Origin of the sequence: Streptomyces fulvorobeus, assembly GCF_013167895.1 — a bacterium.
GTDB lineage: Bacteria > Actinomycetota > Actinomycetes > Streptomycetales > Streptomycetaceae > Streptomyces > Streptomyces fulvorobeus.
The window spans coordinates 2,947,392-2,972,227 of the sequence record NZ_BLWC01000001.1 but is presented as its reverse complement, the minus strand read 5'-3'; the positions used below and the strand labels follow the sequence as shown (position 1 = coordinate 2,972,227).

Below are 24,836 nucleotides of genomic sequence, written 5' to 3'. Positions count from 1 at the left end.
CCTCGTGAACATGACTGACGTACGCGCTGAGCTGCTCCAGCAGATCAAGGACAAGGCCGTGGTGCACGGCAAGGTGACCCTCTCCTCGGGTCTGGAAGCCGACTGGTACATCGACCTGCGCCGGATCACGCTGGACGGCAAGGCCGCGCCGATGGTGGGCCAGGTGATGCTCGACGCCACCGCCGGTCTGGAGTACGACTGCGTCGGCGGCCTGACGCTGGGTGCCGACCCGGTGGCCACGTCCATGCTGCACGCCTCCGCGGCGCGCGGGCGGAGCCTGGACGCCTTCGTCGTCCGCAAGGCCCAGAAGGCGCACGGGATGCAGCGCCGGATCGAGGGCACGGACGTGAAGGGCCGCCGCTGCCTGGTCGTCGAGGACACCTCGACGACGGGCGGTTCGCCGCTGACCGCCGTGGAGGCGGTGCGCGAGGCCGGGGGCGAGGTCGTCGCCGTCGCCGTGATCGTGGAGCGAGGGGCCGCTCCGGCCGTATCGGAGGCCGGGCTGCGCTACGTCCACGTGTACTCCGTGGCCGACCTCGACCTGGCCTGACCTGCGGATTCGAACAAGGGCGGGCTGTTTCACGTGAAACAGCCCGCCCTCACGTATGTCCGCATGCGGGAGGCCGGGTGGAGCCGCGGCGAGAGTCTGGGAAGATGGGGGCGACGATGACGTCGCCCCCAGGTCAGGGACCAGCACTGCACACCCGCACATCCCAAGGAGCGGACAGATGCCCATCGCAACCCCCGAGGTCTACGCCGAGATGCTCGACCGGGCGAAGGCAGGCAAGTTCGCCTACCCGGCCATCAACGTGACGTCGACCCAGACCCTGCACGCCGCACTGCGTGGTTTCGCGGAGGCCGAGAGCGACGGCATCATCCAGATCTCCACCGGTGGTGCGGAGTTCCTGGGCGGCCAGTACAACAAGGACATGGTCACGGGCGCGGTCGCGCTGGCCGAGTTCGCGCACATCGTCGCCCCCAAGTACGACGTCACGGTCGCGCTGCACACCGACCACTGCCCCAAGGACAAGCTGGACACCTATGTGCGTCCGCTGATCGAGGTCTCGGTGGAGCGCGTCGCCAAGGGTCTCAACCCGCTGTTCCAGTCCCACATGTGGGACGGTTCCGCCGAGACCCTCGCCGACAACCTGTCCATCGCGCAGGAGCTGCTCGCGAAGGCCGCCGCCGCCAAGATCATCCTTGAGGTCGAGATCACCCCGACCGGTGGCGAGGAGGACGGCGTCACGCACGAGATCAACGACGAGCTGTACACGACCGTCGACGACGCGCTGCGTACGGCCGAGGCGCTCGGCCTGGGCGAGAAGGGCCGTTACCTGCTGGCCGCTTCCTTCGGCAACGTGCACGGCGTCTACAAGCCGGGCAACGTCGTGCTCCGCCCCGAGCTGCTGAAGGACCTCCAGGAGGGCGTCGGCGCCAAGTACGGCAAGGTGTCCCCGTTCGACTTCGTCTTCCACGGCGGCTCCGGCTCCACCGCGGAGGAGATCGCCACCGCGCTGGAGAACGGCGTCGTGAAGATGAACCTCGACACCGACACCCAGTACGCCTTCACCCGCCCGGTCGTGGACCACATGTTCCGCAACTACGACGGTGTGGTGAAGGTCGACGGCGAGGTCGGCAACAAGAAGGCGTACGACCCGCGCACCTGGGGCAAGCTGGCCGAGGCCGGCATGGCGGCGCGCGTCACCGAGGCGTGTGCCAACCTGCGTTCCACGGGCACCAGGCTGAAGTAGCCGGCACGGCTGTGTGGCGGTGGGCCCGGCACCCCTCGGGGGTGCCGGGCCCCTGGCATGGGTGCCGGGCTCCGGCAGGCTCCGAGTGAGGCGAGGTACGCGCTGTGAGTACGTCCTACGACTTCGACACCGTCGTCGACCGCCGGGGCACCTGGTGCGTCCAGTGGGACGGGGTCGCCGACCGCTTCGGAGTGGACGGGCTGCTGCCGTTCACCATCTCCGACATGGACTTCGAGACCGCTCCCGAGGTGCTGGCGGCCCTGCGGGCCCGGCTCGGCCACGGGGTGTTCGGCTACACGGACTGGCGCCAGGACGACTTCCGGTCGGCGGTAGCCCACTGGTACGGGACCCGGTACGGCACACCGCTCGACACCGGGCGGCTGGTCTACGCGCCGTCCGTGCTCAGCCAGCTCTCGCAGCTGCTCCAGATGTGGACGGAGGCCGGGGACGGGGTGGTCGTCCACACCCCCACGTACGACGGTTTCCGCAAGGTGATCACCGGGCTCGGGCGCGAGCTGCGCGGGGTGCCGGTGGGGGACGCGGAGGCGCTGGAGACCGAGCTGGCGCGGGCCGATGCGAAGGTGCTCGTGCTGTGCTCGCCGCACAACCCCACCGGGCGCGTGTGGACGGCCCAGGAGCTGGCGGAAATGGCCGGGTCGGCCGGACGGCACGGGGTGGCTGTGATCAGCGATGAGATACACGCGGACTTCGTGCACGAGGGGTACCGGCACGTGCCGTGGACGCGGGTGGGGGGTGACGGGCGCTGGGCCGTCATCACGTCCGCGACGAAGTCGTTCAACTTTCCGGCGCTCTCGGGCTCGTACGGGATCATCGGCCGGGCGGCGGACCGTGCGGAGTTCCTTCGGCGGATGGAGACGGCGGAAGGGCTCGCCTCGCCCGCGGTGCTCTCGCTGACCGCGCACATCGCGGCGTACCGGGAGGGCGCGGGGTGGCTGGACGCGGTCCGCGCGTATGTGGCGGGAAACCTCGCTCTGGTGGCGGAACGGCTGAACGGCGCGTTCCCCGGGCTCGGGTGGGAGCCGCCGCAGGCGGGCTACCTGGCGTGGATCGATGTGCGGCCGCTGGGCGTGGACGACGAGGTGTTGCAGCGGGTGCTGGTCGAGCGGGAGAAGGTCGCGATCATGCCTGGGACCGTGTACGGGGCGCCGGGGTTCCTGCGGCTGAACGTGGGGTGCCCGCGCAGCAAGGTGATCGCGGGCGTGGAGGCGCTGATACGGGGCCTCGGGGCGGCCCGGTAGGGGTACGGGTGGCCGTGGGCCGGGCAACGCCTACCCGCTCACGCCCGCCGGGCCGATCCCGCCCGGCGCGGCGCCCGGGGACCCCGGAGCGCGGGCGGGAAGCGGGGTGATGCCCACGGGCCCGTCCCAGCAGGCACACTTGCACCCATGTCCATCCACGAGAACCTGCTCGGGGGCCCTCCCCGACCCATCTGCCCGACGACCCGGAGCCGCGCGAGCTGCTCGCCAACGGCGCGGCGCCCGCCGACGTCGCAGCGAAGTACCCCACCTCCTCGCTGGCCTGGGCGCAGCTCGCCGACGAGGCGTACGAGGGCGGCCGGGTCATCGAGTCGTACGCGTACGCCCGCACCGGCTACCACCGCGGCCTCGACGCCCTGCGCCGCGCCGGCTGGAAGGGCCACGGCCCCGTCCCGTTCGAGCACGAGCCGAACCGCGGCTTCCTGCGGGCGCTGCACGCCCTGGCCCGCGCGGCGGGGGACATCGGCGAGCAGGAGGAGTACGAGCGCTGCTCGTCGTTCCTGCGCGACTCCTCGCAGACCGCCGCCGACACGCTGGGCTGACCCCCCGCGCCGTACCGGGCCCCGTGGACGCGTGCCGTCCGCGGGGCCCGCGCGCTGCCGGGCAGGCCGCCCGACCTGCCACGCAGGACGCCGCCCCCGGCTCCGGCTTAGGATGCGGGCAGGGGACCGGAGCTCCACTTCCTCACGGAAGGGGCGGACCGCTACCCGGAAGCTCGTGTCGAGGAGACAGAAATGTCGACGAATCACCCCGACCCCGAAGCCACCGGTGCGGCCAACCCGCACCTCGACTTCGCGGGAACGACTCCGTACGAGGACTATGTCCAGGCGGATGTCCTGACCCACCTCCAGCACCTTCGCTCGGACGATCCCGGCGAGATGGTCTTCCTGGTCACCACCCAGGTCATGGAGTTGTGGTTCACGGTCATCGTCCATGAGTGGGAGACCGCGGCGCACGCCCTGCGCGAGGACCGCATACCCGCCGCGCGCGACGCGCTGAAGCGGTCCGTACGGGAGCTGGAGGCGCTGAACGCCTCCTGGACCCCGCTGGCCGGCCTCACCCCCGCCCAGTTCAACTCCTACCGGGGCGCGCTCGGTGAGGGCTCCGGATTCCAGTCGGCGATGTACCGGCGGATGGAGTTCCTGCTCGGGGACAAGTCCGCCTCCATGCTCGTACCGCACCGGGGCGCGCCCCGGGTCCACGCCGAGCTGGAGAAGGCGCTCCACGAGCCCGGTCTGTACGACGAGGCGCTCGCCCTGCTCGCCCGGCGCGGGTACGCGGTGCCGCAGTCGGTGCTCGGCCGGGACCTGACCAGGAAGTACGAGCCGTCGCCCGAGGTCGAGGCCGTCTGGGCGCGGATCTACGCCGATCCCGACCAGAACGCCGAGCTGGTCCGCCTCGGTGAGACGCTCACCGACGTCGGCGAACTGGTCTGGCGCTGGCGCAACGACCACCTGGTCGCCACCCGCCGTGCGATGGGCTCCAAGACCGGGACCGGCGGCTCGGCCGGGGTCGCCTGGCTGGAGAAGCGGGCCACGAAGAGTGTCTTCCCCGAGCTCTGGACGGCACGCAGCCATGTCTGAGACCTACGCCGGGAGGGCGGCGGCGCTCGACGCCGCCGACGAACTCGCCAAGTACCGCGAGCTGTTCACGCTCGACGACACCGTCTACCTCGACGGGAACTCGCTGGGCGCGCTGCCCAGGCACGTCCCCGCGCGGCTCCAGGAGGTCCTCACCCGCGAGTGGGGCGAGCTGCGTATCAGGTCGTGGGAGGAGAGCGGCTGGTGGACCGCGCCCGAGCGGATCGGCGACCGTATCGCCCCGCTCGTCGGGGCCGGGCCCGGACAGATCGTGGTGGGCGACTCCACGAGCGTGAACGTCTTCAAGGCCGTCGTCGCCGCGAGCCGCCTCGCGGCGCAGGGGCGCGACGAGATCCTGGTGGACGCGACGACGTTTCCCACGGACGGGTACATCGCCGGGTCCGCCGCCCGGCTGACCGGCCACCGGATCGTGCCCGTCGCCCCCGCCGACGTACCGGCCGCGCTCGGCCCCCGTACGGCCGTCGTCCTGCTCAACCACGTCGACTACCGCACGGGCAGGCTCCACGATCTGCCCGCTCTCACCGCCGCCGTGCGCGCGGCGGGCGGTCTCGCGGTCTGGGACCTGTGCCACAGCGCGGGCGCCCTGCCCGTGGGCCTGGACGAGCACGGGGTCGACCTGGCCGTCGGCTGCACGTACAAGTACCTGAACGGCGGTCCCGGTTCGCCGGCCTACCTGTACGTCGCCGAGCGCCACCAGGCGGCCTTCGACTCCCCCCTGCCGGGCTGGACGTCGCACGCGGACCCGTTCGCGATGACGCCCGGATACGCGCCCGCCGAGGGTTCGGTACGGGGCCGGGTCGGCACCCCCGACATCCTGTCCATGCTGGCGCTCGAAGCGTCGCTGGACGTGTGGGACGGGGTCGAGGTGACCGCCGTACGGGCGAAGTCCCTCGCGCTGACGGACTTCTTCCTGGAGTGCGTCGCCGCGTACGTGCCACCCGGCCGGGTCACCTCGGTCACCCCGGCCGCGCACGCGGAACGCGGCAGCCAGGTCGCGCTGCGGTGCGAGGACACCGAGCGGGTGATGCGCGCGCTCGTCGAGCGGGGCGTCGTCGGTGATCTGCGGCGGCCCGACGTACTGCGGTTCGGTATCACGCCGCTGTACGTCGGCTTCGCGGACGCCGAGCGCGCGGCGCGGATTCTCGCGGACGTGCTGGAGGGGTAGCCCCGCCGACACTGTTCCCCGGTCGCCGGACGGGCCCACGGCGCCCGTCCGGTGATCGGAGGGAGTCGCCCGGTGCTGATACCGTCCCCGCAGGTCAAGCCAGTTGGGCTTATTCGAGGGACGGTTGGAGCAGCATGTCGGATTCTGCCGCGCGTGATCGTGATGCCGCCGAGGAGGAGTCGGCGTTCGCCCATCCGGTGATCGCCCCCGACCGGTCCGCGGCCTACGGCAGCCACCCCGACCAGGTGATCGACTTCTACGCGCCCCGGGACGGCCGGACGGGGGCGCCGCTCGTCGTCCTGCTGCACGGCGGGGCGTGGCGGGCGCCCTACGACCGGCGGCACGTGTCGCCGCTCGCGGACTTCCTGGCCAGGCGCGGCTTCGCCGTCGCCAGCGTCGAGTACCGGCGCGGCGGGGAGATCCCGCAGCAGCGCGGTGGCGAACCGGCCGCGGGGCGCTGGCCCGAGACGTTCGACGACGTGGCCGCCGCGATGGACGCGGTGCCGGTGCTGGCCGGGCGGGAGCTGCCGCAGGCCGATGTGCGGCGGATCGTGGTCACCGGGCACTCGGCGGGTGGTCAGCTGGCGCTGTGGGCGGCGGCCAGGCACGTACTTCCCGAGGGGTCACCGTGGCGGCTGCCCGCGCCGCCGCCGTTGCGCGGGGTGGTGGCGCTGGCGCCTGTCGCCGACTTCGCGACGGCCGTCGAGCTGGGCGTCTGCTCCGGAGCCGTACACCAACTGCTGGGCGGCGAGGGTGAGTTCGCGGAGCGGAGTGGCTTCGCCGACCCGGCCGCCCTGCTGCCCACCGGTATCGCGACAGCCGTGGTGCAGGGCACCTGCGATCTGACCGTGCCCCCCGCGGTCTCCGAGGCGTTCGTCGACGCGGCGGCCAGGGCGGGGGAGATGGTGGGCCTGACGCTGCTCGACGGGGTCGGCCACTTCCCGCTCATCGACCCGTCGGCCGACGCGTGCGCCGTGGTCGCGGAGGAGCTGGCCCAGCTCGCCTGGTGACCCCGGGCCTGTCCGCGGGGGCAGGCCCGGGCCGCTTCCCCGACTGCTTCCGGAGGCTCACGTAGTCCTTTCGGCGGACGCCGGGGAATCCGTATCACTGCTGACGACCCGGCTCGCCGCGCCGCCTACCGTGAGAGGCGTGACCGAGACCAAGACCAGAAGCCCCGAGTTCCGGGTGGCCGCAGACACGATAGGCGGCCTGCGGCAGGACCTCTTCCACGATGTGCTCGCCTACCGTCCGCTGGACCCGCTGGGGACCGGCGGCCGGGTGATCCGGCGGCTGCCCGAGCGGCTGCGGGCGCGTGCCGTCTGGTCCCCGCACGCGGCGGTCGGCGTGCTGGCCCTGTTCACGGTGATGATCGGCCTGACGGCGGCGGACTCCGACGGCGTCTACGGAGTGCCCGCCGTCGTGACCGGACTGCTGCCGGCCGTTCCGCTGCTGCTGACCCTGGTCAGGCCGGTCGGTGCCTTCTGGGCGTCGATGGCGCTGACCCCGGTGGCGGCGGTCGCGGGCAGTGGTGACTGGCCGTGGGGGCCGGGCATGTTCCTCTGCCACCTGGGCGTGATGGTCGTCGTCGCTGCCCGCACCCGGCCCCGTACGGCGGCCTGGATGTGGACCCTGACCCTCTTGTTGGGCTCCTTCCTGGACACGTTCGGCGGGTTCTACCGCTCCTCCACGATCTCGGGCATGGCCGTCACCTCCGCTTTCGCCCTGCTCGTCGTCGCCATGGTCCAGGTGCGCCGGGACGCCCAGCGCGAGGTGACCGTGCAGCGCACGGTGACCGCCGTCGAACGCGACCGGCGCACGCTCCTGGAGGAGCGCACGACCATCGCCCGCGAACTGCACGATGTCGTCGCCCACCACATGTCGGTCGTCGCGATCCAGGCGGAGGCCGCTCCCTACCGGGTGGAGAATCCGCCGCCCGAGCTGGAGCAGGCGTTCCGCACGATCCGGGAGAACGCCGTCGCCGCGCTCACCGAGCTGCGCCGGGTCCTGGGAGTCGTACGGGCCGAGGGATACGAGGCACCCGGGGGGCCGCAGCCCACGCTCGCCGAGCTGGACCGCCTCCTGGCCAACGTGGGCGACGCGGGACTGCGGACGGAGAAGACCGTCACCGGAGCCGTACGCGAGCTGCCGCAGGGCGTCGAGCTGTCGGCGTACCGGATCATCCAGGAGGCCCTGAGCAACACGCTGCGGCACGCGCCGGGCGCCACCGCGAAGGTGGAGATCGGTTACGTACTCGGCGGGCTCGGACTGCGGGTGGTGAACGGGCCGCCCACCGGTCTCGTCAAACCGTCGCCGGGGGCCGGGCACGGCATCACCGGGATGCGCGAGCGGGTGGCCATGCTCGACGGTGAGATGACGGCCGAGGCGACGGCGGACGGCGGCTACGAGGTGACCGCGTTCATCCCCGTGCAGACCGTGCGCGAGCAGGGGGCGGACGGCACGGCTGTGCAGGACACGGCGGGGCGGGACACGGCGGCGGGCGGCGCCGTATGAGCACCATCGGGGTGCTGATCGTCGACGACCAGATGATGGTCCGCGAGGGGTTCTCCGTCCTCCTCAACGCCATGCCGGGCATCGAGGTCGTGGGCGAGGCCGTCGACGGTCGCCAGGCCGTCTCGCAGGTGGCGGCCCTGCGTCCGGACGTCGTGCTGATGGACATCCGGATGCCGGAGCTCAACGGCATCGAGGCGACCCGCGAGATCGTCGCCGCCGACCCGGACGCCAAGGTCCTCGTCCTCACCACCTTCGACCTCGACGAGTACGTGTACCAGGCGTTGCGCGCGGGCGCCTCCGGCTTCCTGCTGAAGGACGCGTCGGCGCGGCAGCTGGCGGAAGGGGTACGGGTGGTGGCGTCCGGGGAGGCGCTGCTGGCCCCGGCCGTCACCCGGCGGCTGATCACGGAGTTCTCCAAGCTCGCCGAAGCGCCGCGCCCGCCCGCGCTGGCCCGGATCGGGGACCTCACGGAGCGGGAGACGGAGGTGCTCGTGCTGATCGCGCAGGGGTTGTCGAACGCCGAGATCGCCTCCCGGCTGGTGGTCGCCGAGTCCACCATCAAGACGCATGTGAGCCGCATCCTGGTCAAGCTGGGGCTGCGCGACCGGACGCAGGCGGCGGTGTTCGCGTACGAGGCACGGCTGGTCACACCCGGGTAGGGCCGGGTGGGTCCGGGCGGGAGCCCGGTGGGACGGTGGGGTGCGGGGGCCCGGGACCCGGGGCATGCAGGCGCGGGGCCCGGGTGCGGTGGGGCGCCGGCCGGTAGCGTCGGGGCATGTATGTGTCCTTCGACCCCTGGTCACCGGCGTTCGTCGCCGATCCGTACCCCGCCTACACCGCGCTGCGCGCCGCCGGCCGGGCGCACTTCTTCGAGCCGACCAGGCAGTGGCTGATCCCGCACCACTCCGATGTGTCCGCGCTGCTGCGCGACCGGCGGCTGGGCCGGACCTACCTGCACCGGTTCACGCACGAGGAGTTCGGGCGCACCCCGCCGCCGGACGCGCACGAGCCCTTCCACACGCTGAACGGGCAGGGGCTCCTCGACCTGGAGGCCCCGACCACACCCGCATCCGGCGGCTGGTCTCCAAGGCGTTCACACCGCGTACGGTCGAGCGCCTGGCGCCCACGGTGGAGCGGCTGGCGGCCGACCTGGTCGACGCGTTCGTCGCCTCCGGCGGGGGTGACCTGCTGGCGGCGGTCGCCGAACCGTTGCCGGTCGCCGTGATCGCGGAGATGCTGGGCGTGCCGGAGGGAGACCGGGAGCTGCTGCGGCCCTGGTCCTCGGCGATCTGCGGGATGTTCGAGCTGAACCCCTCGGAGGAGACGGCCCGGGCGGCCGTGCGGGCGTCGGCCGACTTCTCCGCGTATCTGCGGGGACTGATCGCGGAACGCCGGAGCGACCCCGGGACGGACCTGATCTCCGCGCTCATCGCCGCCCATGACGAGGGGGAGCGGCTGAGTGAGCAGGAGATGATCTCCACCTGTGTGCTGCTGCTGAACGCGGGCCACGAGGCGACCGTCAACACCACCGTCAACGGCTGGTGGACGCTCTTCCGGCACCCGGAGCAGCTGGCGGCCCTGCGCGGGGACCACGGGCTGCTGCCCACCGCTGTGGAGGAGCTGCTGCGCTACGACACCCCTCTGCAGATGTTCGAGCGCTGGGTGCTCGACGACATCGAGATCGGTGGGACCGTGATTCCGCGCGGCTCGGAGGTCGCGCTGCTGTTCGGCTCCGCCAACCGGGACCCGGAGCGGTTCGCCGAGCCGGACCGGCTGGACCTGTCCCGGCCGGACAACCCGCACCTCACGTTCGGGGCGGGCATTCACTACTGCCTGGGCGCACCGCTGGCCCGTATCGAGCTGGCGGCCTCCTTCGGCGAGCTGCTGCGCAAGGCGCCGGGCATGCGGCCGGCCGGGGAGCCGCAGTGGCATCCGGGATACGTGATCCGGGGGCTGAAGGCGCTGGACGTGGAGGTGTGACGGTGAAGAGGCCGTGTCCCGGTGACGGCGGGGCGGACCGAGGGCCGCCATCGGGGAGCCGCCGCGCTGCCGGCCCGGCCTATCCCGCCCCCACCACCGGGGGCAGTATCAGCGACCACGCTCCCGCCCGTACCGTCCACGTCCGGGTGCGCACCGGGCCCGTGACGTGTATGTCGGCCCGGTAGCGGAAGTCGGCGCCGGAGACCGTCACCGCCTTGGCCTCCCGGGACTCCGACCGGCCAGGCGAGGTGTGTATCACCACGTCGACCAGGCCACCGTCACCCTGGGCGGTCACCGAGACGCCCTCGACCGGCCGGTCCAGGTCGTTGAGCAGGACGCCGTCCGCCTCCACGCGCAGCCGGTACGTGCGCGGCGGCGGGTGGGCGGTGGTGGGGGCGGCCGGGTGGACCAGGGACGCCACCAGCGAGCGGCAGGTGTCCCAGACCGCCGTGACCCCCGGATGGGAGGCCGCACGGGTCGGGGCAGGACCGGGATGCGCAGTCTGCCGAGGACCACACCGTCGCTGTCGTCCACCAGCAGGTCGAGCCGTCGGACCGTGCCGTCGAGCGCCGAGCGGGCCGCGGCGACCGCGCCGCGGGGCACGCCGAGCGCGTGGGCCAGTTCGAGGGTGGGCGGGGCGCCGACCGGGATCAGCGAGAGGGCGCCACCGGACAGCTCGCGCTCCCGGTGCAGATGGGCGACGGCGCGCAGCAGCGCCCCGTCGTCGCCGACGACCACCGGCCGTCGTCCGCCCCGCCGCGACAGGGCTCTGATGAACTCCTCGGGGGTGTCCGGAAGGCAGATCTTGGCGCGTGAGCCGGCGCTCAGCACATCCTTCGCGATACGGACGGACTCACCGTCGGTCCGGCGGGCGACCGGGTCGATGAGCACCAGAAGCTGGTGGTCGCCGTCGCCGGGGGCTCTGCAGCCGACACCTCGGTCCTTCCTCGGGTAGCATCTTGGTGCAAGAGCCCCTTGCGCTATTGCGCCAGGGGCTTCGTCTATTCCGGGGCACCCGGTTCGACGGCTCAGGCTTTGCCGTACATCGTCGTGCGGCAGGTACACCTTTACGTACGCCCCCTGGCCTTGGACATGCCCCGCCCGGAAGGGGTGTACGCCTGTGCCCGCACTTGTGCTGCTCGGTGCTCAGTGGGGTGACGAGGGCAAGGGGAAGGCCACCGACCTCCTCGGTGGTTCCGTGGACTATGTCGTGCGCTATCAGGGCGGCAACAATGCCGGCCACACGGTCGTCGTGGGCGACCAGAAGTACGCACTGCATCTCCTCCCCTCCGGAATCCTGTCGCCGGGGTGTACCCCGGTCATCGGGAACGGAGTCGTGGTCGACCCGGCCGTGCTGTTCTCCGAGCTGAACGGTCTGAACGAGCGAGGCGTCGACACGTCCAAGCTTCTGATCAGCGGTAACGCTCATCTGATCACTCCGTACAACGTCACCGTCGACAAGGTGACGGAACGCTTCCTCGGCTCCCGCAAGATCGGTACCACCGGTCGCGGTATCGGACCGACGTACGCGGACAAGATCAACCGCGTCGGTATCCGGGTCCAGGACCTCTACGACGAGTCGATCCTCGTCCAGAAGGTCGAGGCGGCCCTCGACTTCAAGAACCAGATCCTCGCCAAGCTCTACAACCGGCGCGCGATCGAGTCCGGGAAGATCGTCGAGGAGCTGCTCACGTACGCGGACCGGCTGAAGCCGTACGTCGCCGACACGACACTGATCCTCAACGACGCCATCGACGAGGGCAAGGTCGTCCTCTTCGAGGGCGGCCAGGGCACGCTGCTCGACGTCGACCACGGCACGTACCCCTTCGTCACCTCCTCGAACCCGACCGCGGGCGGCGCCTGCACCGGTTCCGGCGTGGGCCCGACGAAGATCAGCCGGGTCATCGGCATCCTCAAGGCGTACACCACGCGCGTCGGCGCCGGTCCGTTCCCGACGGAGCTGCTCGACGAGGACGGCGAGGCGCTGCGCCGCATCGGTGGCGAGCGCGGTGTCACCACCGGCCGTGACCGTCGCTGCGGCTGGTTCGACGCCCCGATCGCGCGGTACGCGACCCGGGTCAACGGTCTCACCGACTTCTTCCTCACGAAGCTGGACGTGCTGACCGGCTGGGAGCAGATCCCGGTGTGCGTCGCGTACGAGATCGACGGCAAGCGCGTCGAGGAACTGCCGTACAGCCAGAGCGACTTCCACCACGCGAAGCCGGTCTACGAGATGCTGCCCGGCTGGTCCGAGGACATCACGAAGGCGAAGACCTTCGACGACCTGCCGAAGAACGCGCAGGACTACGTGAAGGCGCTCGAAGAGATGTCGGGCGCCCCGATCTCGGCGATCGGTGTCGGCCCCGGCCGCACCGAGACGATCCAGATCAACTCCTTCCTGTAGACCGGGAAAGGCGTGACGCGGGAGGGCCGGGACGCACACAGCGTCCCGGCCCTCCCGCGTCCGGGGTCCCCGTGACGCCTCACTCCTCCCCGCAGATCCGCAGGCCCTCCGGGGTGGCGCACGGCAGGTGGCCGTGGGTCCTGACGACGTCCTGGCCGCTGCCTCGGGTCAGATAGCCCAGGAAGCTGGAGGCCAGCGAGTCGGCGGGCGGCTGGCCGTAGCTGTAGGCGTACTCGATCTCGCGGTACGGATAGGTGCTGCTGCCGATCGTGTCGACGGACGGGGTGCTGCCGTCGATCGCGAGCTGGCGCAGCCCCTTCAGTTCGGTGCCGGCGCGCAGTTCGCTGTAGCCGATGGCTCCGGGGAGCCGGGCCACGGTGGACAGCACCTGTTCGGTGCTGTCGAGTTCGCAGCGGGTGACCGCGGCCTCCGGGTCGTCCATGGTGGCGCAGTCGCGGGAGGACTGGGCGGGCTCGTTGCGTCCGAGTACCCGTCGCTGGAAGACCTCGCGGGTACCGGAGTTGGCGTCCCTGCTGACGAGCAGGACCTTCAGGTCGGGGCCGCCGAGCGCCTTCCAGTTGCGGATCTCGCCCCGGTAGATCCTGCGGATGTCCGCCGAGGAGAGGTCGCGCACCGGCACCCGGTCGTTGACGACGAGGGAGAAGAGCGAGACGGCGACGCGGGTCTCGCGCAGCTGGGGGTAGCCGTCCGGTTTCGGCCCGTCCGAGAGGGCGAGGAGGGCGGGGGAGCCGGACGTGGCCTGTTCGCCCTGGTCGGCGAGTTGCCGTATGCCGGCGTTGGAGCCGCGCGCGTCCACGTCGACGGCGGAGCCCTCGCACTCCTTCTCGTACTTGTCGGCCAGTTCGCGTACGACCGGGGCGAACGCGGTGGAACCGGTCACCGTCAGCGTGCCCTGCGCGCAGCCGATCGGGGGCGGGCTGTCGTCGCGTACGAGGATGATCGAGGAGAGCGTGACCACGCAGGCGGTCAGGGCCACGGTGATCAGCCGGGCGGCCCGGCCGAACAGGGGCGGTTTCTCGTCGGGGCGGACAGCCTTGTTCGGGCCACCGCGCCGTCCCGGATGCCGCCGGTGATCGTGACGGGGCTGCCCACCTGCCCCCCGGTGAGCACGACGAGCAGCTTGAAGTGCTCGTTGCGGTTGAGCGGGACCCGGGGCAGCCGGATGAGGGACCCGCTGTCGCGCAGCCCGCCCGCAGGGGTGAAGTGCTCCATCAGGTGGTCGGCGCCCGGTGACTGGGTGACCGCGATGCCGCGCACGGTCCTGCCGGTGAACTCGACGGTCAGTCCGTGCAGTTCGCGGCCGGTGTAGTCGCTGTCGGCTATGGACTGCGAGCCGTCGTTCTCCACGCGCAGCAGGACGAGGGTGGCCTCGGACATCTCCGGCATCTCGTTGAAGAGTCCGAGCCGTACGTTGGCCCGGCCCTCGCTGACGTCCCGGCCGATCGGGGTGTCCATCTGCACCCGGTAGCCGATGCGTTTGCGCCAGGGCACGCGGCGCTCGTACCAGAGCACCCCTACGGAGGCCAGTACGCCCAGTACGGCGGTGAGTACGGCCACGACGTTCTCGGCGCTTAACCATTCCACGGCTGTCCGCGCTCCCCCGGCTACCGAGTACTTCCCCGAGCCGCTTCCCCGAGCACTCCCCGGCGCGCACGGTCGTGCGCCTGGCGCGGCCATCGATTCGCGTCACCGTAAGCGCGGGGCGGGTGGGGGGAAAGGCGAGTTGGCGTTCCGTCGGCGGAAGTTCGCCCGTTGTTCGCCCATGCGGCCAACCTTGGTCTAGACCTTGACAGGTCCAGACCACTCCGCTTGAGTGACGGACACCCCCATGGCGGCGCACGGTATCCCGGGCGCCGCGCCGAAGGAGTGATCACCTTGATCAGACGCGTCCTGAGTCTGCTGACCGCGCTGAGCGCGGTCGTCGCGACGCTCGTCATCCTCCCCGCCACCACGGCGGCGGCGGCCACCTGCGCCCCGGCCTGGAAGGCATCGTCCGTCTACACCGGAGGCGGCACGGCCTCCTACAACGGCCGCAACTGGGCCGCGAAGTGGTGGACCCAGAACGAGACGCCGGGCGTCGCCCAGGTCTGGGCCGACAACGGCACCTGCGGTACCGGCGGCGGTACGGACCCCATCCCCTCGGGCTTCGTCGTCAGCGAGGCGCAGTTCAACCAGATGTTCCCGAGCCGGAACTCCTTCTACACCTACAGCGGCCTCAAGGCGGCTCTGAGCGCCTACCCGGCGTTCGCCACCACCGGCAGTGACACGGTCAAGCGCCAGGAGGCGGCGGCGTTCCTCGCCAACGTCAGCCACGAGACCGGCGGTCTGGTGCACATCGTCGAGCAGAACACGGCCAACTACCCCCACTACTGCGACAGCAGCCAGCCCTACGGCTGCCCGGCCGGCCAGGCCGCCTACTACGGCCGTGGCCCCATCCAGCTCAGCTGGAACTTCAACTACAAGGCGGCCGGTGACGCCCTCGGCATCGACCTGCTCCGCAACCCGAACCTGGTGCAGCAGGACGCCTCCGTGGCCTGGAAGACCGGCCTCTGGTACTGGAACACGCAGAACGGCCCCGGCACCATGACGCCCCACAACGCCATGGTCAACGGCGCCGGCTTCGGCGAGACGATCCGCTCGATCAACGGCAGCCTGGAGTGCAACGGCCGCAACCCCGCGCAGGTCCAGAGCCGCATCGACAAGTACCGGGCCTTCACCCAGATCCTCGGCACCACCCCCGGCTCGAACCTGAGCTGCTGACCCCCTAGGCCCCCCACCCGGACGGGGGGTGCTTCCGGCCACGGCCGGGGGCACCCCCCGCTTCGGTGTCCGGCCCCGTGCCTGCGGCGGCGGCTGCACGGACATCAGCAGATGCCGGAGCGTGGTTTCCGCGGGGGCCGGATCTCCGGGGAGCGCGGCGGCAGCGACCACCCCCGTGGGCCGCTGCCGTCGCGCCCGCTCCGGTCCCCCCGCGTGGCCGGCTTCCCCCGAAGACCGGACACGTTCGGACTCTAGGGGCCTGGCAGGCGACGGGGAGCTTCACTTCGCACTCCGTGAGGCGCTCGGGGTAACAGTTCGCACAACCGGACGGGTACGCTTCGCTCCGATTTCAGCAGTAGATCGAACAGTCGATCGAACGGAGCGGGCGGGTGCAGGCGTCGGAGCGGGCCGAGGACGTGCTGCGCATGTACCGTCTGGCCCGGACCGGCGGAACGGCGGAGCTGCTGCGCCGGCTCGCCCGGCGCGCCGACGGCTGGGCCGGTCTGCTGGACTCCGATGGCACGGTGCTCCATGCCGCCGCGGCCCCCGGCCGGGAGCACTCCCGCCCGCGCTCCGGGAAGCCGCCGCGCTGGCGGCGGAGGGCGTCGCCGTGCTGAAGGGCCGGGGCGTGCGCGCGTACTCCTTCGACAGGGACGCGTACACCGGGCTGCTCTTCCCCCTCGACGCGCCGACCGGTGCGCCCGCCCCCGGCCTTCCCGTCCTCGCCGTCCTGGCGCCCCGCCCCCTGCCCGCCGGGCTGTCCACCCTGCTGGCCGACGCGGTGATGCCGCTGGCCCTGTGCTGGGAGTCGGAGACGGTCGAACGCAAGCGCCGCCGCGTCGAGCTCGCGGAGTCACGGGGCCGTGAGGCCGTCCTGCACCTGCTGATGACCGGTCAGCTCTCCATCGCGCACCAGGTGGCGGGCGCGCTGCGGCCGAGGCTCCCGGACCCGGCGCGGGTGTGTGTCGTCGAGTGCTCGGGCGGGAGCCGCGACGAGGTGGCGCGGGTCTGCGCGGACGTCTCGGGCGGCCGGTCGTGGATCGTGCGCTGCCCGGTCTACGCACGCCATCTGATCCTGGTGACGCCCGCGGGGGACAAGACGCCGGGCGGCCCCCTCGGTCCGGCCGTCGCCGCCCTCGTGGACGACTGCGTCGTGGGGATCAGCGAGGAGATACCGCTCGGTGACACCGCGACCGGCTACCGGCAGGCGTTCCACGCGCTCGCCGTGGCCCGCGGACTCCCCGGCAGGCACTCCCGGTTCGGCCTCTCGCCGGAACCCGCCCTCGTCGTCGGCGGCGCGGGCGCGCGGTGGGCCGACGCCCTGCTCGGCCCCCTGCTGACCTACCGCCCGAGGCGCTCGCAGGACCCGGGTAGCCAGGAACTGGCGGCGACCCTCGGCTCCTGGCTGGCCTTCGCGTCCGGTGCGACCCAGCACCTGAAGATCCACCGCAACACGCTGACCGCCCGGCTGCGGCTGATCGGCGAGCTGCTCGGCCTGGACCTGGACCGCCTCGCCGACCAGGCGGCACTGGACCTCGCCCTCCGCGTACGGTCGGCCCCCGCCCGGACCCGCGCCCCGGACTCCGAGGCCCTCGCGCCGGACCTCGACGCACTGCTGGTCGGCCCCGCACTCCAGGCGTGGGCCGCGGGTCAGGTGGGGGCCCTCACCCCGGCCGGTGGGACGGCGGAGACGACTCTGCGCACCTGGCTCGCGTACGAGGGCCGCCTCGGCCCTACGGCGGAGGCGCTGGGCATCTCCGTGCCGGGAGCCCGTAAACGGCTCACCCGGCTCGAAGCGGTACTCCAGCGCTCCCTGCTCAGATCCCCCAGCGCCCGCTACGACCTCTGGCTGGCGTTCCGGGCCGTGGATCTGGCCACCTAGGGGGTCACTCCCATGGCCAGTGGCAGGTACGAAGGGAAGCGGAAGGCCGGGCACGCGTGCCCGGCCCCCGCTCGCTCAGCCCGCCCAGGTGAGGAACGTCGTCCAGGCGCCCGGGGCGACCTCGAAGGCGGGGCCTTCAGGGACCTTGGAGTCCCGGACGTGGACGGCGTGGGGGCAGGTGGCCACCTCGATGCACTCGCCACCGCTTGAGCTGCTGTACGAGGACTTGTGCCAGTCGAAGGCGACTTCGATGCACTCGCCGCCGCTGGCGTTGCTGTAGCTGGACGTGAACCAGCGCAGGGTGTTGCTCATACCCGATCTCCTGCCAACCGCTCGATGAGGCCCAGTGACTCACGAGGACCCATGGCCTGTGCCCGGATCTTTGCACACCGCTGGGCGTAGGTGCTTACCTTTGCCGGGTCGCTGAGCGTCCAGCTTTCTTCCTGTACCTCCAGGTAGATGAGGTACTGGTGGTCCGAGGTCTCCACCACGCTCAGCCCGCCGTGGCCAGCGGCGTACTCCCCGCCGAAACCGGCGTCCAGGGGCAGCACTTGCAGGGTGACATTGCGCCGGCGCGCGTACTCCGCGAGGTACCGCATCTGTTCGCGCATGACCTCCTTGCTGCCGATGCCCCGGGTGAGGGCGGACTCCTCAAGGACCAGCTCGATCAGTGCTGCCGGTTCGCGGTCGAAGATCGCCTTGCGGACCATCCGCATCTCGACCAGTTCCTCCACCCGCTGGTCGGACAGCGGGGGATACCCGCCGCCGATCAGCGCTCGTGCGTACGCCTCCGTCTGGAACAACCCGTGGATGACGTTGGTGGCGTACAGCTGGAGACCCACTGCCGCCTCCTCCAGGAGCGCGTAGTCCTGGAACTGCTGCGGATACTTCTCCATCCGTACGTACCGCCGCGCGGTCTCGAAGAAGTCCGCGCTCTCGTGGAACACCCGGTGCAGCGCGACCAGCATCGCGTCGCTCGCCGGCTGGGCGTTGGTCTCCATCGCGCTCACGGCGGCTGCCGAGTAGCCGATCTCGGTGCCCAGCTCCTCCTGGGTCCACTGCCGTTTGATGCGCATCGCGCGCGCCATTTCGGCCACCATCTGTGCCGTCGGACTCGCCGTTTCCTTGTTTTCCGCTCGCGCCATCGCGATCCCTTTTCGACTCAACCGGACTCAACCGGTCACTACCCGACACTGCCGAACTCAACTGAGGAGCAGAGGAGTTCGCGCAGGTCAACGGGTGTGCGACGCCCCTCGCCAGTCAGAGGAAACGCTAGGCGTTCGGCCGCACAATGTCCCTGTGAATGCGCCGAACAGTGAACTGAACATCGAGTGGATTCCGGACTCGGGATTCCAGCTCCGCAAGGCGGGCGTGCAATTCGACGCCGTCCGCGTCGACGGGGACGACGGGCGTCGGCTCGCCGATCTCATGGAGGCGATCACGGGAGGCGAGCCCGGACCCGTGGTCACCGAGGCGAGTGGGCGGCGGGGGGTGTATTTCCTCGTACCGGCCGGGACGACGGCAGGGCGGGCGTGGCCCCAGGGGGTGACGCGGCTCAACGCGACGACCGGGTCGGTCAGTTACGTGCCCGTACCGGCGCTGACCGGGCGCACGTGGCCGCTGGAGTGGCGGTATCCGCCGACGTGTCCGGGGCGCTTCGTGCACACGCTGATCCTGCTCAACGCGGCGTTCCTGCTGCTGGGGTGAGGGGGAAGAGGGGGGAGGTGCCGTTCACCCGGGACCGGGCCGCCCCTCGGCACCCCTGCCGGCGGCTGCGCCGCCCACCGCGTCCACCGCGTCGGACAGCCGCTCCAGCACCCGTACGGTCTCCGCGAACCCCTCCGGCCCCAGCTCCCGCGCGAGCCGCGCCGCGAACTCCGCGTGGCCGGGGCCGATCCGGAACATCGCCGCCCGCCCGTCCCCGGTCGGGCGGAGCAGCTTCGCCCGACGGTGGGCCGGGTTCGGTACGTACTCCGCGAGGCCCCTGCCCACCAGCAGGTCCGCGATCCGCTGCACGCTCTGCCGGGTGATCCCCATCGCCCGCGCGATCGCGGACACCGGCAGCGGTTCACCCACCACCGCTCCGAGGACCTGCCACCAGGCCGCCGTGAGCCCGGCCGGCCGGGCCAGTTCCTCCGATACGGCGAGGAACTGGCCGTTGAGCCGGAACACCCCCAGTGCGGTCCGGCTCAGCCGGCTCCGGTCGTCGGAGCCGCTCATCCCGCCAGCACCTCGTAGGCGCCCGGGTCGGAGTCGTGGAACAGGCGGTACCAGGCGTCCAGCTTCTTCTCGTCGTACACCCCCAGCAGCCGGAACACCTCCCGGGCGAGCGCCACCGGCTCGGTCGGCCCCGCCGTGACCAGGCCGCCGTCCGTCACCGCGTCGGCGTCCACGTACCGCGCGCCGCCCGCGTACCCCGTGGCCGCCAGGTAGAAGGAGACCGCGCTCGTGTGGGCCCGGTCGTCGAGCAGCCCCTCGCGGGCGAGCCCGGCGGTCGCCCCGCAGATCGCCGCGACCGGAACCCCGGCGTCCAGGAACGCGCGGGCTCTGCGGGCGAAGGGGGCCAGCTCGTCGCCGCTGTCCCAGAGGGCCGCCCCGGTCAGGACGAGCAGCGCGCTCTCCTCGGGCCGCAGCTCGTCCAGCGCCAGGTCGGGCTGGACGCGCAGCCCGCCCATGGTGGTGACGGGTTCGGTGGTGGCGGCGACGGTCCGGACGGTGTAGCCGTTCTGGGTGAGGTGGGCCGTGGTGTACCCGGTCTCCCAGTCGGCGAAGGTGTCGTAGACGGCCAGATGAACGGTCGTGCGGGTCATGGCGACCTCCGGGACGGGGAACACGGGACCTTCACCGCGTCAGCTATGACAGCAGACTGTCATGAAGACAGTGTGCTGTCAACGTGTCCGCAACCCGACACCCTGCCGAACCCAGCGCCACACTCCATACAACGTGGCCATGGAGCGCGCCCCCCGCCAGCACCTACGCTCACCGGCATGACCCCTCATGCCCCGTATGTCGACTCCGCAGCCGGTGCGGCCGTGAAGGCCGCCGACCGCGCGCACGTGTTCCACTCCTGGTCCGCCCAGGGCCTGATCGACCCGCTCGCCGTCGCCGGCGCCGAAGGGGCGTACTTCTGGGACTACGACGGCAACCGCTACCTCGACTTCTCCAGCGCTCTCGTCTACACCAACGTCGGCTACCAGCACCCGGCCGTCGTCGCCGCGATCCAGGAGCAGGCGGGCAAGCTCGCCACCTTCGCGCCCGCCTTCGCGATCGAGGCCCGCTCCGAGGCCGCACGCCTCATCGCCGAGCGCACCCCGGGCGACCTGGACAAGATCTTCTTCACCAACGGCGGTGCCGAGGCCGTCGAGAACGCCATCCGGATGGCGCGGCTGCACACCGGACGTACGAAGGTGCTCTCCACCTACCGCTCGTACCACGGCGGCACCTCCACCGCGATCAACCTCACCGGTGACCCCCGGCGCTGGCCGTCCGACAACGGTTCGGCGGGCGTCGTCCGCTTCTGGGCGCCGTTCCTCTACCGCTCGCCGTTCCACGCCGGGACCGAGGCCGAGGAGTGCGCGCGGGCCCTCCAGCACCTTGAGGACACCCTTGCCTTCGAGGGCCCGTCCACCATCGCGGCGATCATCCTGGAGACGATCCCCGGAACGGCGGGCATCATGACGCCGCCGCCCGGCTACCTCGCGGGCGTCCGCGCGCTCTGCGACCGGTACGGGATCGTGTTCGTCCTCGACGAGGTCATGGCCGGTTTCGGCCGTACGGGCAAGTGGTTCGCCGCGGACCACTACGACATCACCCCCGACCTGATGACCTTCGCGAAGGGCGTCAACTCCGGTTACGTGCCCCTCGGCGGGGTCGCGATCAACGCGGAGATCGCCGCGACCTTCGAGACCCGTCCCTTCCCGGGCGGACTCACCTACTCGGGCCACCCGCTGGCCTGCGCTGCGGCCGTCGCCACCATCAAGGTGATGGAGGACGAGAAGGTCGTCGAGAACGCCGCCCACATCGGCGAGCACGTCCTCGGCCCCGGCCTGCGGGAGCTGGCCGGGCGCCACCCCTCGGTCGGCGAGGTCCGCGGCCTCGGCGCGTTCTGGGCGGTGGAGCTGGTCCGTGACAGGGAGACCCGTGAACCGCTGGTCCCGTACAACGCTGCGGGCGCGGACAACGCCCCGATGGCGGCCTTCGGCGCGGCGGCGAAGAAGAACGGCCTGTGGCCCTTCATCAACATGAACCGCACCCACGCCGTACCCGCCTGCAACGTCACCGAGGCGGAGGCGAAGGAGGGACTGGCGGCTCTGGACGCGGCGCTCTCGGTCGCGGACGAGTACACCGTGTAGAAGCCCCACCCGACGCTCCCGCCCCCTGCGCCCCTCCTCCGCTTCCCTCCCCTTCGGCTTCCCTGCCCGGAAGCGGGCAGCCGTGCCTGGCTTATGGTGACCGGAACCGAAAAGGGGAGGGGGCGCCATGGGGGCGAGCGGAGGCGTGACCCGCAACACGCTGAGGCAGCAGATCGCGGACGCACTGCGGGACGAGGTGCTGTCCGGGCGTCTGCGGCCGGGCCGGGAATTCACCGTCAAGCAGATCGCCGAACAGTACGGGGTCTCCGCGACCCCGGTACGCGAGGCGCTGTTCGACCTTTCCGCACAGGGCCTCCTCGAATCGGACCAGCACCGCGGTTTCCATGTGCGCGAGTTCAGCGTGGCCGACTACCGGTCGATGGTCGAGGCACGCGCGCTCGTCATCGACGGGGTGTTCCGCGAGGTCTTCGAGGCCCGGCAGCCGGCCCAGGGCTGCCTGGTCCCGCACCGGGACGCCCTCGTCTCCGTACGCCGCCGGGCGGAGGAGGCCGCGCGGGCGGCCCGCTGCGGCGACCTCGACATCCTGATCGGTTACGACCTGCGCTTCTGGCGTGAGCTCGGCACGTTCGTCGCCAACACGTACATCACCGATTTCCTGCACCGCCTGCGCGTCCAGGCGTGGGTGTTCGCCGTGCCGTACCTGCGCGGGGAGGCCGACGTACTGGACTGGCTGTGGAACGGCCACCAGGAACTGGTCGAGGCCATCGCGTCCGCGGACGCCGCCGCCGTACGCGCGGTACTCGACGCGTACAACGAGCACGGCATGAAGTGGGCCGACCGGCTCGCGGCCGGAAACCCGGTACACCCCGGCCACGGCGCGAGGACGGCCGGGGCGGCGGAATAGGTCGGGAGGTGCACTGTGCGCGACGTTCCGTCCGCATTACGCTGTCCCGACCACCGCACGACCGTTGGAGAGCGAGAATTCGTGGCCTGTGACCTGTGGCTGGTCCCCCTCGTCGACGTGCTGTGCCACAGCCCCGACAACCCCTTCGCCGAAGAGATCGCCGTCTACGACAAGGCGCTGGGTGAGGCGGGGCTCCCGCCGGTCCCGGTCTACGCCTACATGCCCGGGCTGAACGGGGACGTGGCCCCGGTCGCCGGCTTCGACTACGACGCGCTGCACTTCCTTCGCCGCGCCTACCTGCTCCGGCTGAGCGGCCTCGCCGTGACGCCCGTCGACGAGCTCGGCGGGGACTACGAGCAGTTGTTGGAGATGTTCGAGCAGAGCGCGCAGCAGTCGCACCTGGTCTGGCACTACGACCACGCGGGGGCGTACGTCCCGGTGGACTTCGCCGGCCCGCTCTCGAACGACGAACTGCTGGAGGGCGGCGGCCCGCTCGGCTCCTCACACGGCCTGCTGCGGGACCTGGAGTTCGTGGCCCCGGCGATCGGCATCGACCCGGCCAACCCGCCGGCCGCCCCGCTGCCGCCCATCGGCCCCACGACGCTGGAGGAACCGGCCGGCCCGATCGTCCACGACGACCACCCGTTCGCCCGCGAACGCCACGTCTGGCTGGGGCTGCACGCGGCCTCGACGAGGAGCCTGGCCCAAGGCTCCATGATCATCTTCAGCTGACCGCGCCGCTCGCTCACGGAGGCGACCCCCGGGCCCGCCCCCCGGGTCTACTCCGGGGGCCGCTGCCGGGGCATGTTCGGCCGCCCCACGGTGGGCAGCGCGAACCGCCCCACCGGGCCGCCCGGCTCGGCCCGCCCGCCCCCGCCGCCCGACACCATCGACTGCATCCCCATCGGCGCGGGCCCGGCCCGGAACTCCACCATCCAATCGGCGGTCTCCGAGCGCACCAGTTCCGTGATGTCCTCGGAGAACCGGCGCAGCACCCCGAGGCACCGCTCCGCCGCCTCGCTCGCCGTACCCTCGGCGGGCCCCAGCACCTCCCGTACGGATTCCGACGCCCAGTCGAACTGGAGCACCTGGAGCCGCCGCTGCACCGCCTGTGCCGTCGCGAGGTCCCTTATCCACCCCGACGTCAGCCCGAAGTACCGGTCGCAGGCCATGCAGGCCGCACCGAGCAGCAGCGACAGGTAGCCGTACCCCGCCGCCCCGTCGAGCGCGCCCGTCAGGTCGAGCAGCGGCAGCGCCGCCCCGGCGACCACCCCCGCCGCCGTGCCCAGCCGCAGCGCCCGCGCCGCGCGCCGCTTGCGAAGGCGGTCCTGGAGGTACCAGTCGGCGGTGCTCAGAGCGCCCTGTTCGGCCCAGCGGTAGAGCTCGTCGAGCCGCTCGGCCGGTTCGCCCCAGTCCCCGAGCGGGAAGGCGCGGCTGGTGAGGTCCCGGGGGGCCTGAGCCTCCCGGGGATGCCCGGAGGGCTCAGCTCCGGTCTCTGCGCCGGTTCCCTCGCCGGACTCCTTGCGGGGCGGCCCTTCGGGCCGCATCTCCGGCTGACTCACCGGGGCACTCCTCTGCACTCTGCGTAGGAACGACGGGGGGATCTACTGAATGGCTCCGGGTAACTGTGCGTCACCGCCGACTCGCGTGGGCGTACCGATGCGCATCTCTTCCTACCGCCGAATGGTGGGCCGTGGGATCAAAATCCCCGGATTCCCGCGTGTACACGGTCCGTGATCAGGTATAGGACGGTGAGCACGGCGTTCCGAATCTCACCCGAAAGAGTTGGCCCCCGGTGAGTGGGGCGAGCCGACCGGCGAGCACGTAGGCTCGGGATACCGAAAGTTCTGTCGTCGAAATGCCAGGAGTGCACCGTGATTCCCGGTGGTGGTCAGCCCAATATGCAGCAGCTGCTCCAGCAGGCCCAGAAGATGCAGCAGGACCTCGCCGAGGCCCAGGAGGAACTGGCCGGGACCGAGGTCGAAGGACAGGCGGGCGGCGGTCTCGTCAAGGCCACGGTGACCGGGTCCGGAGAACTCCGCGCCCTGGTGATCGATCCCGCCGCGGTGGACCCGGAGGACACCGAGACGCTCGCCGACCTCGTGGTGGCCGCGGTCCAGGCGGCGACCGAGAACGCGCAGACGCTCCAGCAGGAGAAGCTGGGACCGCTCGCGCAGGGCCTCGGCGGGATGCCCGGCCTCCCGTTCTGATCCGCTCGGTCCGTCCGCGACCCCGTAGCCGGTTCCGGCCACCGGGACGCGGCCGGG

At 71.7% G+C, this 24,836-nt stretch carries 22 protein-coding genes and 4 pseudogenes; 19 read left to right on the top strand and 7 right to left on the bottom strand.

Annotated elements, in window-relative coordinates:
* Positions 1 to 10: 10 nt before the first annotated feature.
* The 10 genes and pseudogenes from pyrE to Sfulv_RS13315 all read left to right on the top strand — a co-directional run bounded on the left by pyrE (position 11) and on the right by Sfulv_RS13315 (position 10,285).
* Positions 11 to 550, top strand: coding sequence for an orotate phosphoribosyltransferase (gene pyrE, locus Sfulv_RS13360; RefSeq protein ID WP_173313898.1), 540 nt, complete (start codon positions 11 to 13; stop codon positions 548 to 550).
* Positions 551 to 728: 178 nt separating this feature from the next.
* Complete coding sequence (gene fbaA, locus Sfulv_RS13355) at positions 729 to 1,751, top strand: class II fructose-bisphosphate aldolase (RefSeq protein ID WP_173313897.1); 1,023 nt, start codon at positions 729 to 731, stop codon at positions 1,749 to 1,751.
* Positions 1,752 to 1,855: 104 nt separating this feature from the next.
* Positions 1,856 to 3,010, top strand: a complete 1,155-nt coding sequence (locus Sfulv_RS13350) for a MalY/PatB family protein (protein WP_173313896.1) — start codon at positions 1,856 to 1,858, stop codon at positions 3,008 to 3,010.
* A 147-nt stretch (positions 3,011 to 3,157) separates the two neighbouring features.
* Positions 3,158 to 3,570: pseudogene (locus tag Sfulv_RS13345) on the top strand (DUF3151 domain-containing protein).
* 192 nt (positions 3,571 to 3,762) lie between these two features.
* Positions 3,763 to 4,611 carry a tryptophan 2,3-dioxygenase family protein gene (locus Sfulv_RS13340; RefSeq protein WP_173313895.1) on the top strand — a complete coding sequence of 283 codons (849 nt, stop codon included), beginning with the start codon at positions 3,763 to 3,765 and terminating at the stop codon, positions 4,609 to 4,611.
* On the top strand, positions 4,604 to 5,794 hold the full coding sequence (gene kynU, locus Sfulv_RS13335) for a kynureninase (RefSeq protein ID WP_173313894.1): 1,191 nt from the start codon (positions 4,604 to 4,606) through the stop codon (positions 5,792 to 5,794). Before Sfulv_RS13340 ends, kynU begins: the two co-directional genes overlap by 8 nt.
* Before the next feature lie 134 nt (positions 5,795 to 5,928).
* A complete protein-coding gene (locus Sfulv_RS13330; protein WP_173313893.1) occupies positions 5,929 to 6,804 on the top strand; it encodes an alpha/beta hydrolase family protein in 876 nt (291 codons plus the stop codon).
* Positions 6,805 to 6,943: 139 nt separating this feature from the next.
* Positions 6,944 to 8,305 (top strand): sensor histidine kinase, encoded by a 1,362-nt coding sequence (locus tag Sfulv_RS13325; protein WP_173313892.1) that lies wholly within the window; start codon positions 6,944 to 6,946, stop codon positions 8,303 to 8,305.
* Positions 8,302 to 8,964: a response regulator gene (locus Sfulv_RS13320; RefSeq protein ID WP_173313891.1), complete on the top strand. Its 663-nt coding sequence runs from the start codon at positions 8,302 to 8,304 to the stop codon at positions 8,962 to 8,964. Before Sfulv_RS13325 ends, Sfulv_RS13320 begins: the two co-directional genes overlap by 4 nt.
* 116 nt (positions 8,965 to 9,080) lie before the next feature.
* Positions 9,081 to 10,285 (top strand): annotated as a pseudogene (locus tag Sfulv_RS13315) (cytochrome P450).
* Positions 10,286 to 10,364: 79 nt separating this feature from the next.
* On the opposite strand, the pseudogene Sfulv_RS13310 reads toward Sfulv_RS13315, so the two are convergent.
* Positions 10,365 to 11,220: pseudogene (locus Sfulv_RS13310) on the bottom strand (diacylglycerol kinase family protein).
* 185 nt (positions 11,221 to 11,405) lie between these two features.
* Here Sfulv_RS13310 and Sfulv_RS13305 point away from each other — a divergent pair.
* Positions 11,406 to 12,689 (top strand): adenylosuccinate synthase, encoded by a 1,284-nt coding sequence (locus Sfulv_RS13305; RefSeq protein ID WP_173313890.1) that lies wholly within the window; start codon positions 11,406 to 11,408, stop codon positions 12,687 to 12,689.
* 79 nt (positions 12,690 to 12,768) lie between these two features.
* On the opposite strand, the pseudogene Sfulv_RS13300 reads toward Sfulv_RS13305, so the two are convergent.
* A pseudogene (locus tag Sfulv_RS13300) lies at positions 12,769 to 14,294 on the bottom strand (substrate-binding domain-containing protein).
* A gap of 291 nt (positions 14,295 to 14,585) precedes the next feature.
* Here Sfulv_RS13300 and Sfulv_RS13295 point away from each other — a divergent pair.
* The 3 genes from Sfulv_RS13295 to Sfulv_RS13290 all read left to right on the top strand — a co-directional run bounded on the left by Sfulv_RS13295 (position 14,586) and on the right by Sfulv_RS13290 (position 17,352).
* Complete coding sequence (locus tag Sfulv_RS13295) at positions 14,586 to 15,470, top strand: glycoside hydrolase family 19 protein (RefSeq protein WP_173313889.1); 885 nt, start codon at positions 14,586 to 14,588, stop codon at positions 15,468 to 15,470.
* Between the two features lie 389 nt (positions 15,471 to 15,859).
* Positions 15,860 to 16,087 (top strand): hypothetical protein, encoded by a 228-nt coding sequence (locus Sfulv_RS31720; RefSeq protein ID WP_256668907.1) that lies wholly within the window; start codon positions 15,860 to 15,862, stop codon positions 16,085 to 16,087.
* Positions 16,081 to 17,352, top strand: a complete 1,272-nt coding sequence (locus Sfulv_RS13290) for a helix-turn-helix domain-containing protein (RefSeq protein WP_256668904.1) — start codon at positions 16,081 to 16,083, stop codon at positions 17,350 to 17,352. The genes Sfulv_RS31720 and Sfulv_RS13290 overlap by 7 nt, the downstream gene beginning before the upstream one ends.
* Positions 17,353 to 17,427: 75 nt before the next feature.
* On the opposite strand, the gene Sfulv_RS13285 is transcribed toward Sfulv_RS13290, so the two are convergent.
* Entirely contained in the window at positions 17,428 to 17,664 is a 237-nt protein-coding gene (locus Sfulv_RS13285; protein WP_173313888.1) for a DUF397 domain-containing protein, read from the bottom strand.
* Positions 17,661 to 18,497: a helix-turn-helix domain-containing protein gene (locus Sfulv_RS13280; protein ID WP_173313887.1), complete on the bottom strand. Its 837-nt coding sequence runs from the start codon at positions 18,495 to 18,497 to the stop codon at positions 17,661 to 17,663. The genes Sfulv_RS13285 and Sfulv_RS13280 overlap by 4 nt, the downstream gene beginning before the upstream one ends.
* A 154-nt stretch (positions 18,498 to 18,651) precedes the next feature.
* Here Sfulv_RS13280 and Sfulv_RS13275 point away from each other — a divergent pair, with 154 nt between their 5' ends.
* Entirely contained in the window at positions 18,652 to 19,059 is a 408-nt protein-coding gene (locus Sfulv_RS13275) for a hypothetical protein (RefSeq protein WP_173313886.1), read from the top strand.
* 24 nt (positions 19,060 to 19,083) lie between these two features.
* On the opposite strand, the gene Sfulv_RS13270 is transcribed toward Sfulv_RS13275, so the two are convergent.
* On the bottom strand, positions 19,084 to 19,572 hold the full coding sequence (locus Sfulv_RS13270) for a MarR family winged helix-turn-helix transcriptional regulator (protein WP_173313885.1): 489 nt from the start codon (positions 19,570 to 19,572) through the stop codon (positions 19,084 to 19,086).
* Positions 19,569 to 20,162 carry a type 1 glutamine amidotransferase family protein gene (locus Sfulv_RS13265; protein WP_173313884.1) on the bottom strand — a complete coding sequence of 198 codons (594 nt, stop codon included), beginning with the start codon at positions 20,160 to 20,162 and terminating at the stop codon, positions 19,569 to 19,571. Before Sfulv_RS13265 ends, Sfulv_RS13270 begins: the two co-directional genes overlap by 4 nt.
* 177 nt (positions 20,163 to 20,339) lie before the next feature.
* Between Sfulv_RS13265 and Sfulv_RS13260 the strand changes: the two genes are divergently transcribed.
* The 3 genes from Sfulv_RS13260 to Sfulv_RS13250 all read left to right on the top strand — a co-directional run bounded on the left by Sfulv_RS13260 (position 20,340) and on the right by Sfulv_RS13250 (position 23,301).
* The gene (locus Sfulv_RS13260; RefSeq protein ID WP_173313883.1) at positions 20,340 to 21,704 is read left to right on the top strand and encodes an aspartate aminotransferase family protein; all 1,365 of its coding nucleotides are present in this window, start codon (positions 20,340 to 20,342) and stop codon (positions 21,702 to 21,704) included.
* 127 nt (positions 21,705 to 21,831) lie between these two features.
* Positions 21,832 to 22,569, top strand: a complete 738-nt coding sequence (locus tag Sfulv_RS13255; protein ID WP_173313882.1) for a GntR family transcriptional regulator — start codon at positions 21,832 to 21,834, stop codon at positions 22,567 to 22,569.
* Between the two features lie 81 nt (positions 22,570 to 22,650).
* Positions 22,651 to 23,301, top strand: coding sequence for a putative DNA-mimic protein (locus tag Sfulv_RS13250; protein WP_173313881.1), 651 nt, complete (start codon positions 22,651 to 22,653; stop codon positions 23,299 to 23,301).
* Positions 23,302 to 23,348: 47 nt separating this feature from the next.
* On the opposite strand, the gene Sfulv_RS13245 is transcribed toward Sfulv_RS13250, so the two are convergent.
* Positions 23,349 to 24,131 (bottom strand): SLATT domain-containing protein, encoded by a 783-nt coding sequence (locus Sfulv_RS13245; protein WP_173313880.1) that lies wholly within the window; start codon positions 24,129 to 24,131, stop codon positions 23,349 to 23,351.
* Between the two features lie 312 nt (positions 24,132 to 24,443).
* Between Sfulv_RS13245 and Sfulv_RS13240 the strand changes: the two genes are divergently transcribed.
* Positions 24,444 to 24,779: a YbaB/EbfC family nucleoid-associated protein gene (locus Sfulv_RS13240; RefSeq protein ID WP_173313879.1), complete on the top strand. Its 336-nt coding sequence runs from the start codon at positions 24,444 to 24,446 to the stop codon at positions 24,777 to 24,779.
* Positions 24,780 to 24,836 lie beyond the last annotated feature (57 nt).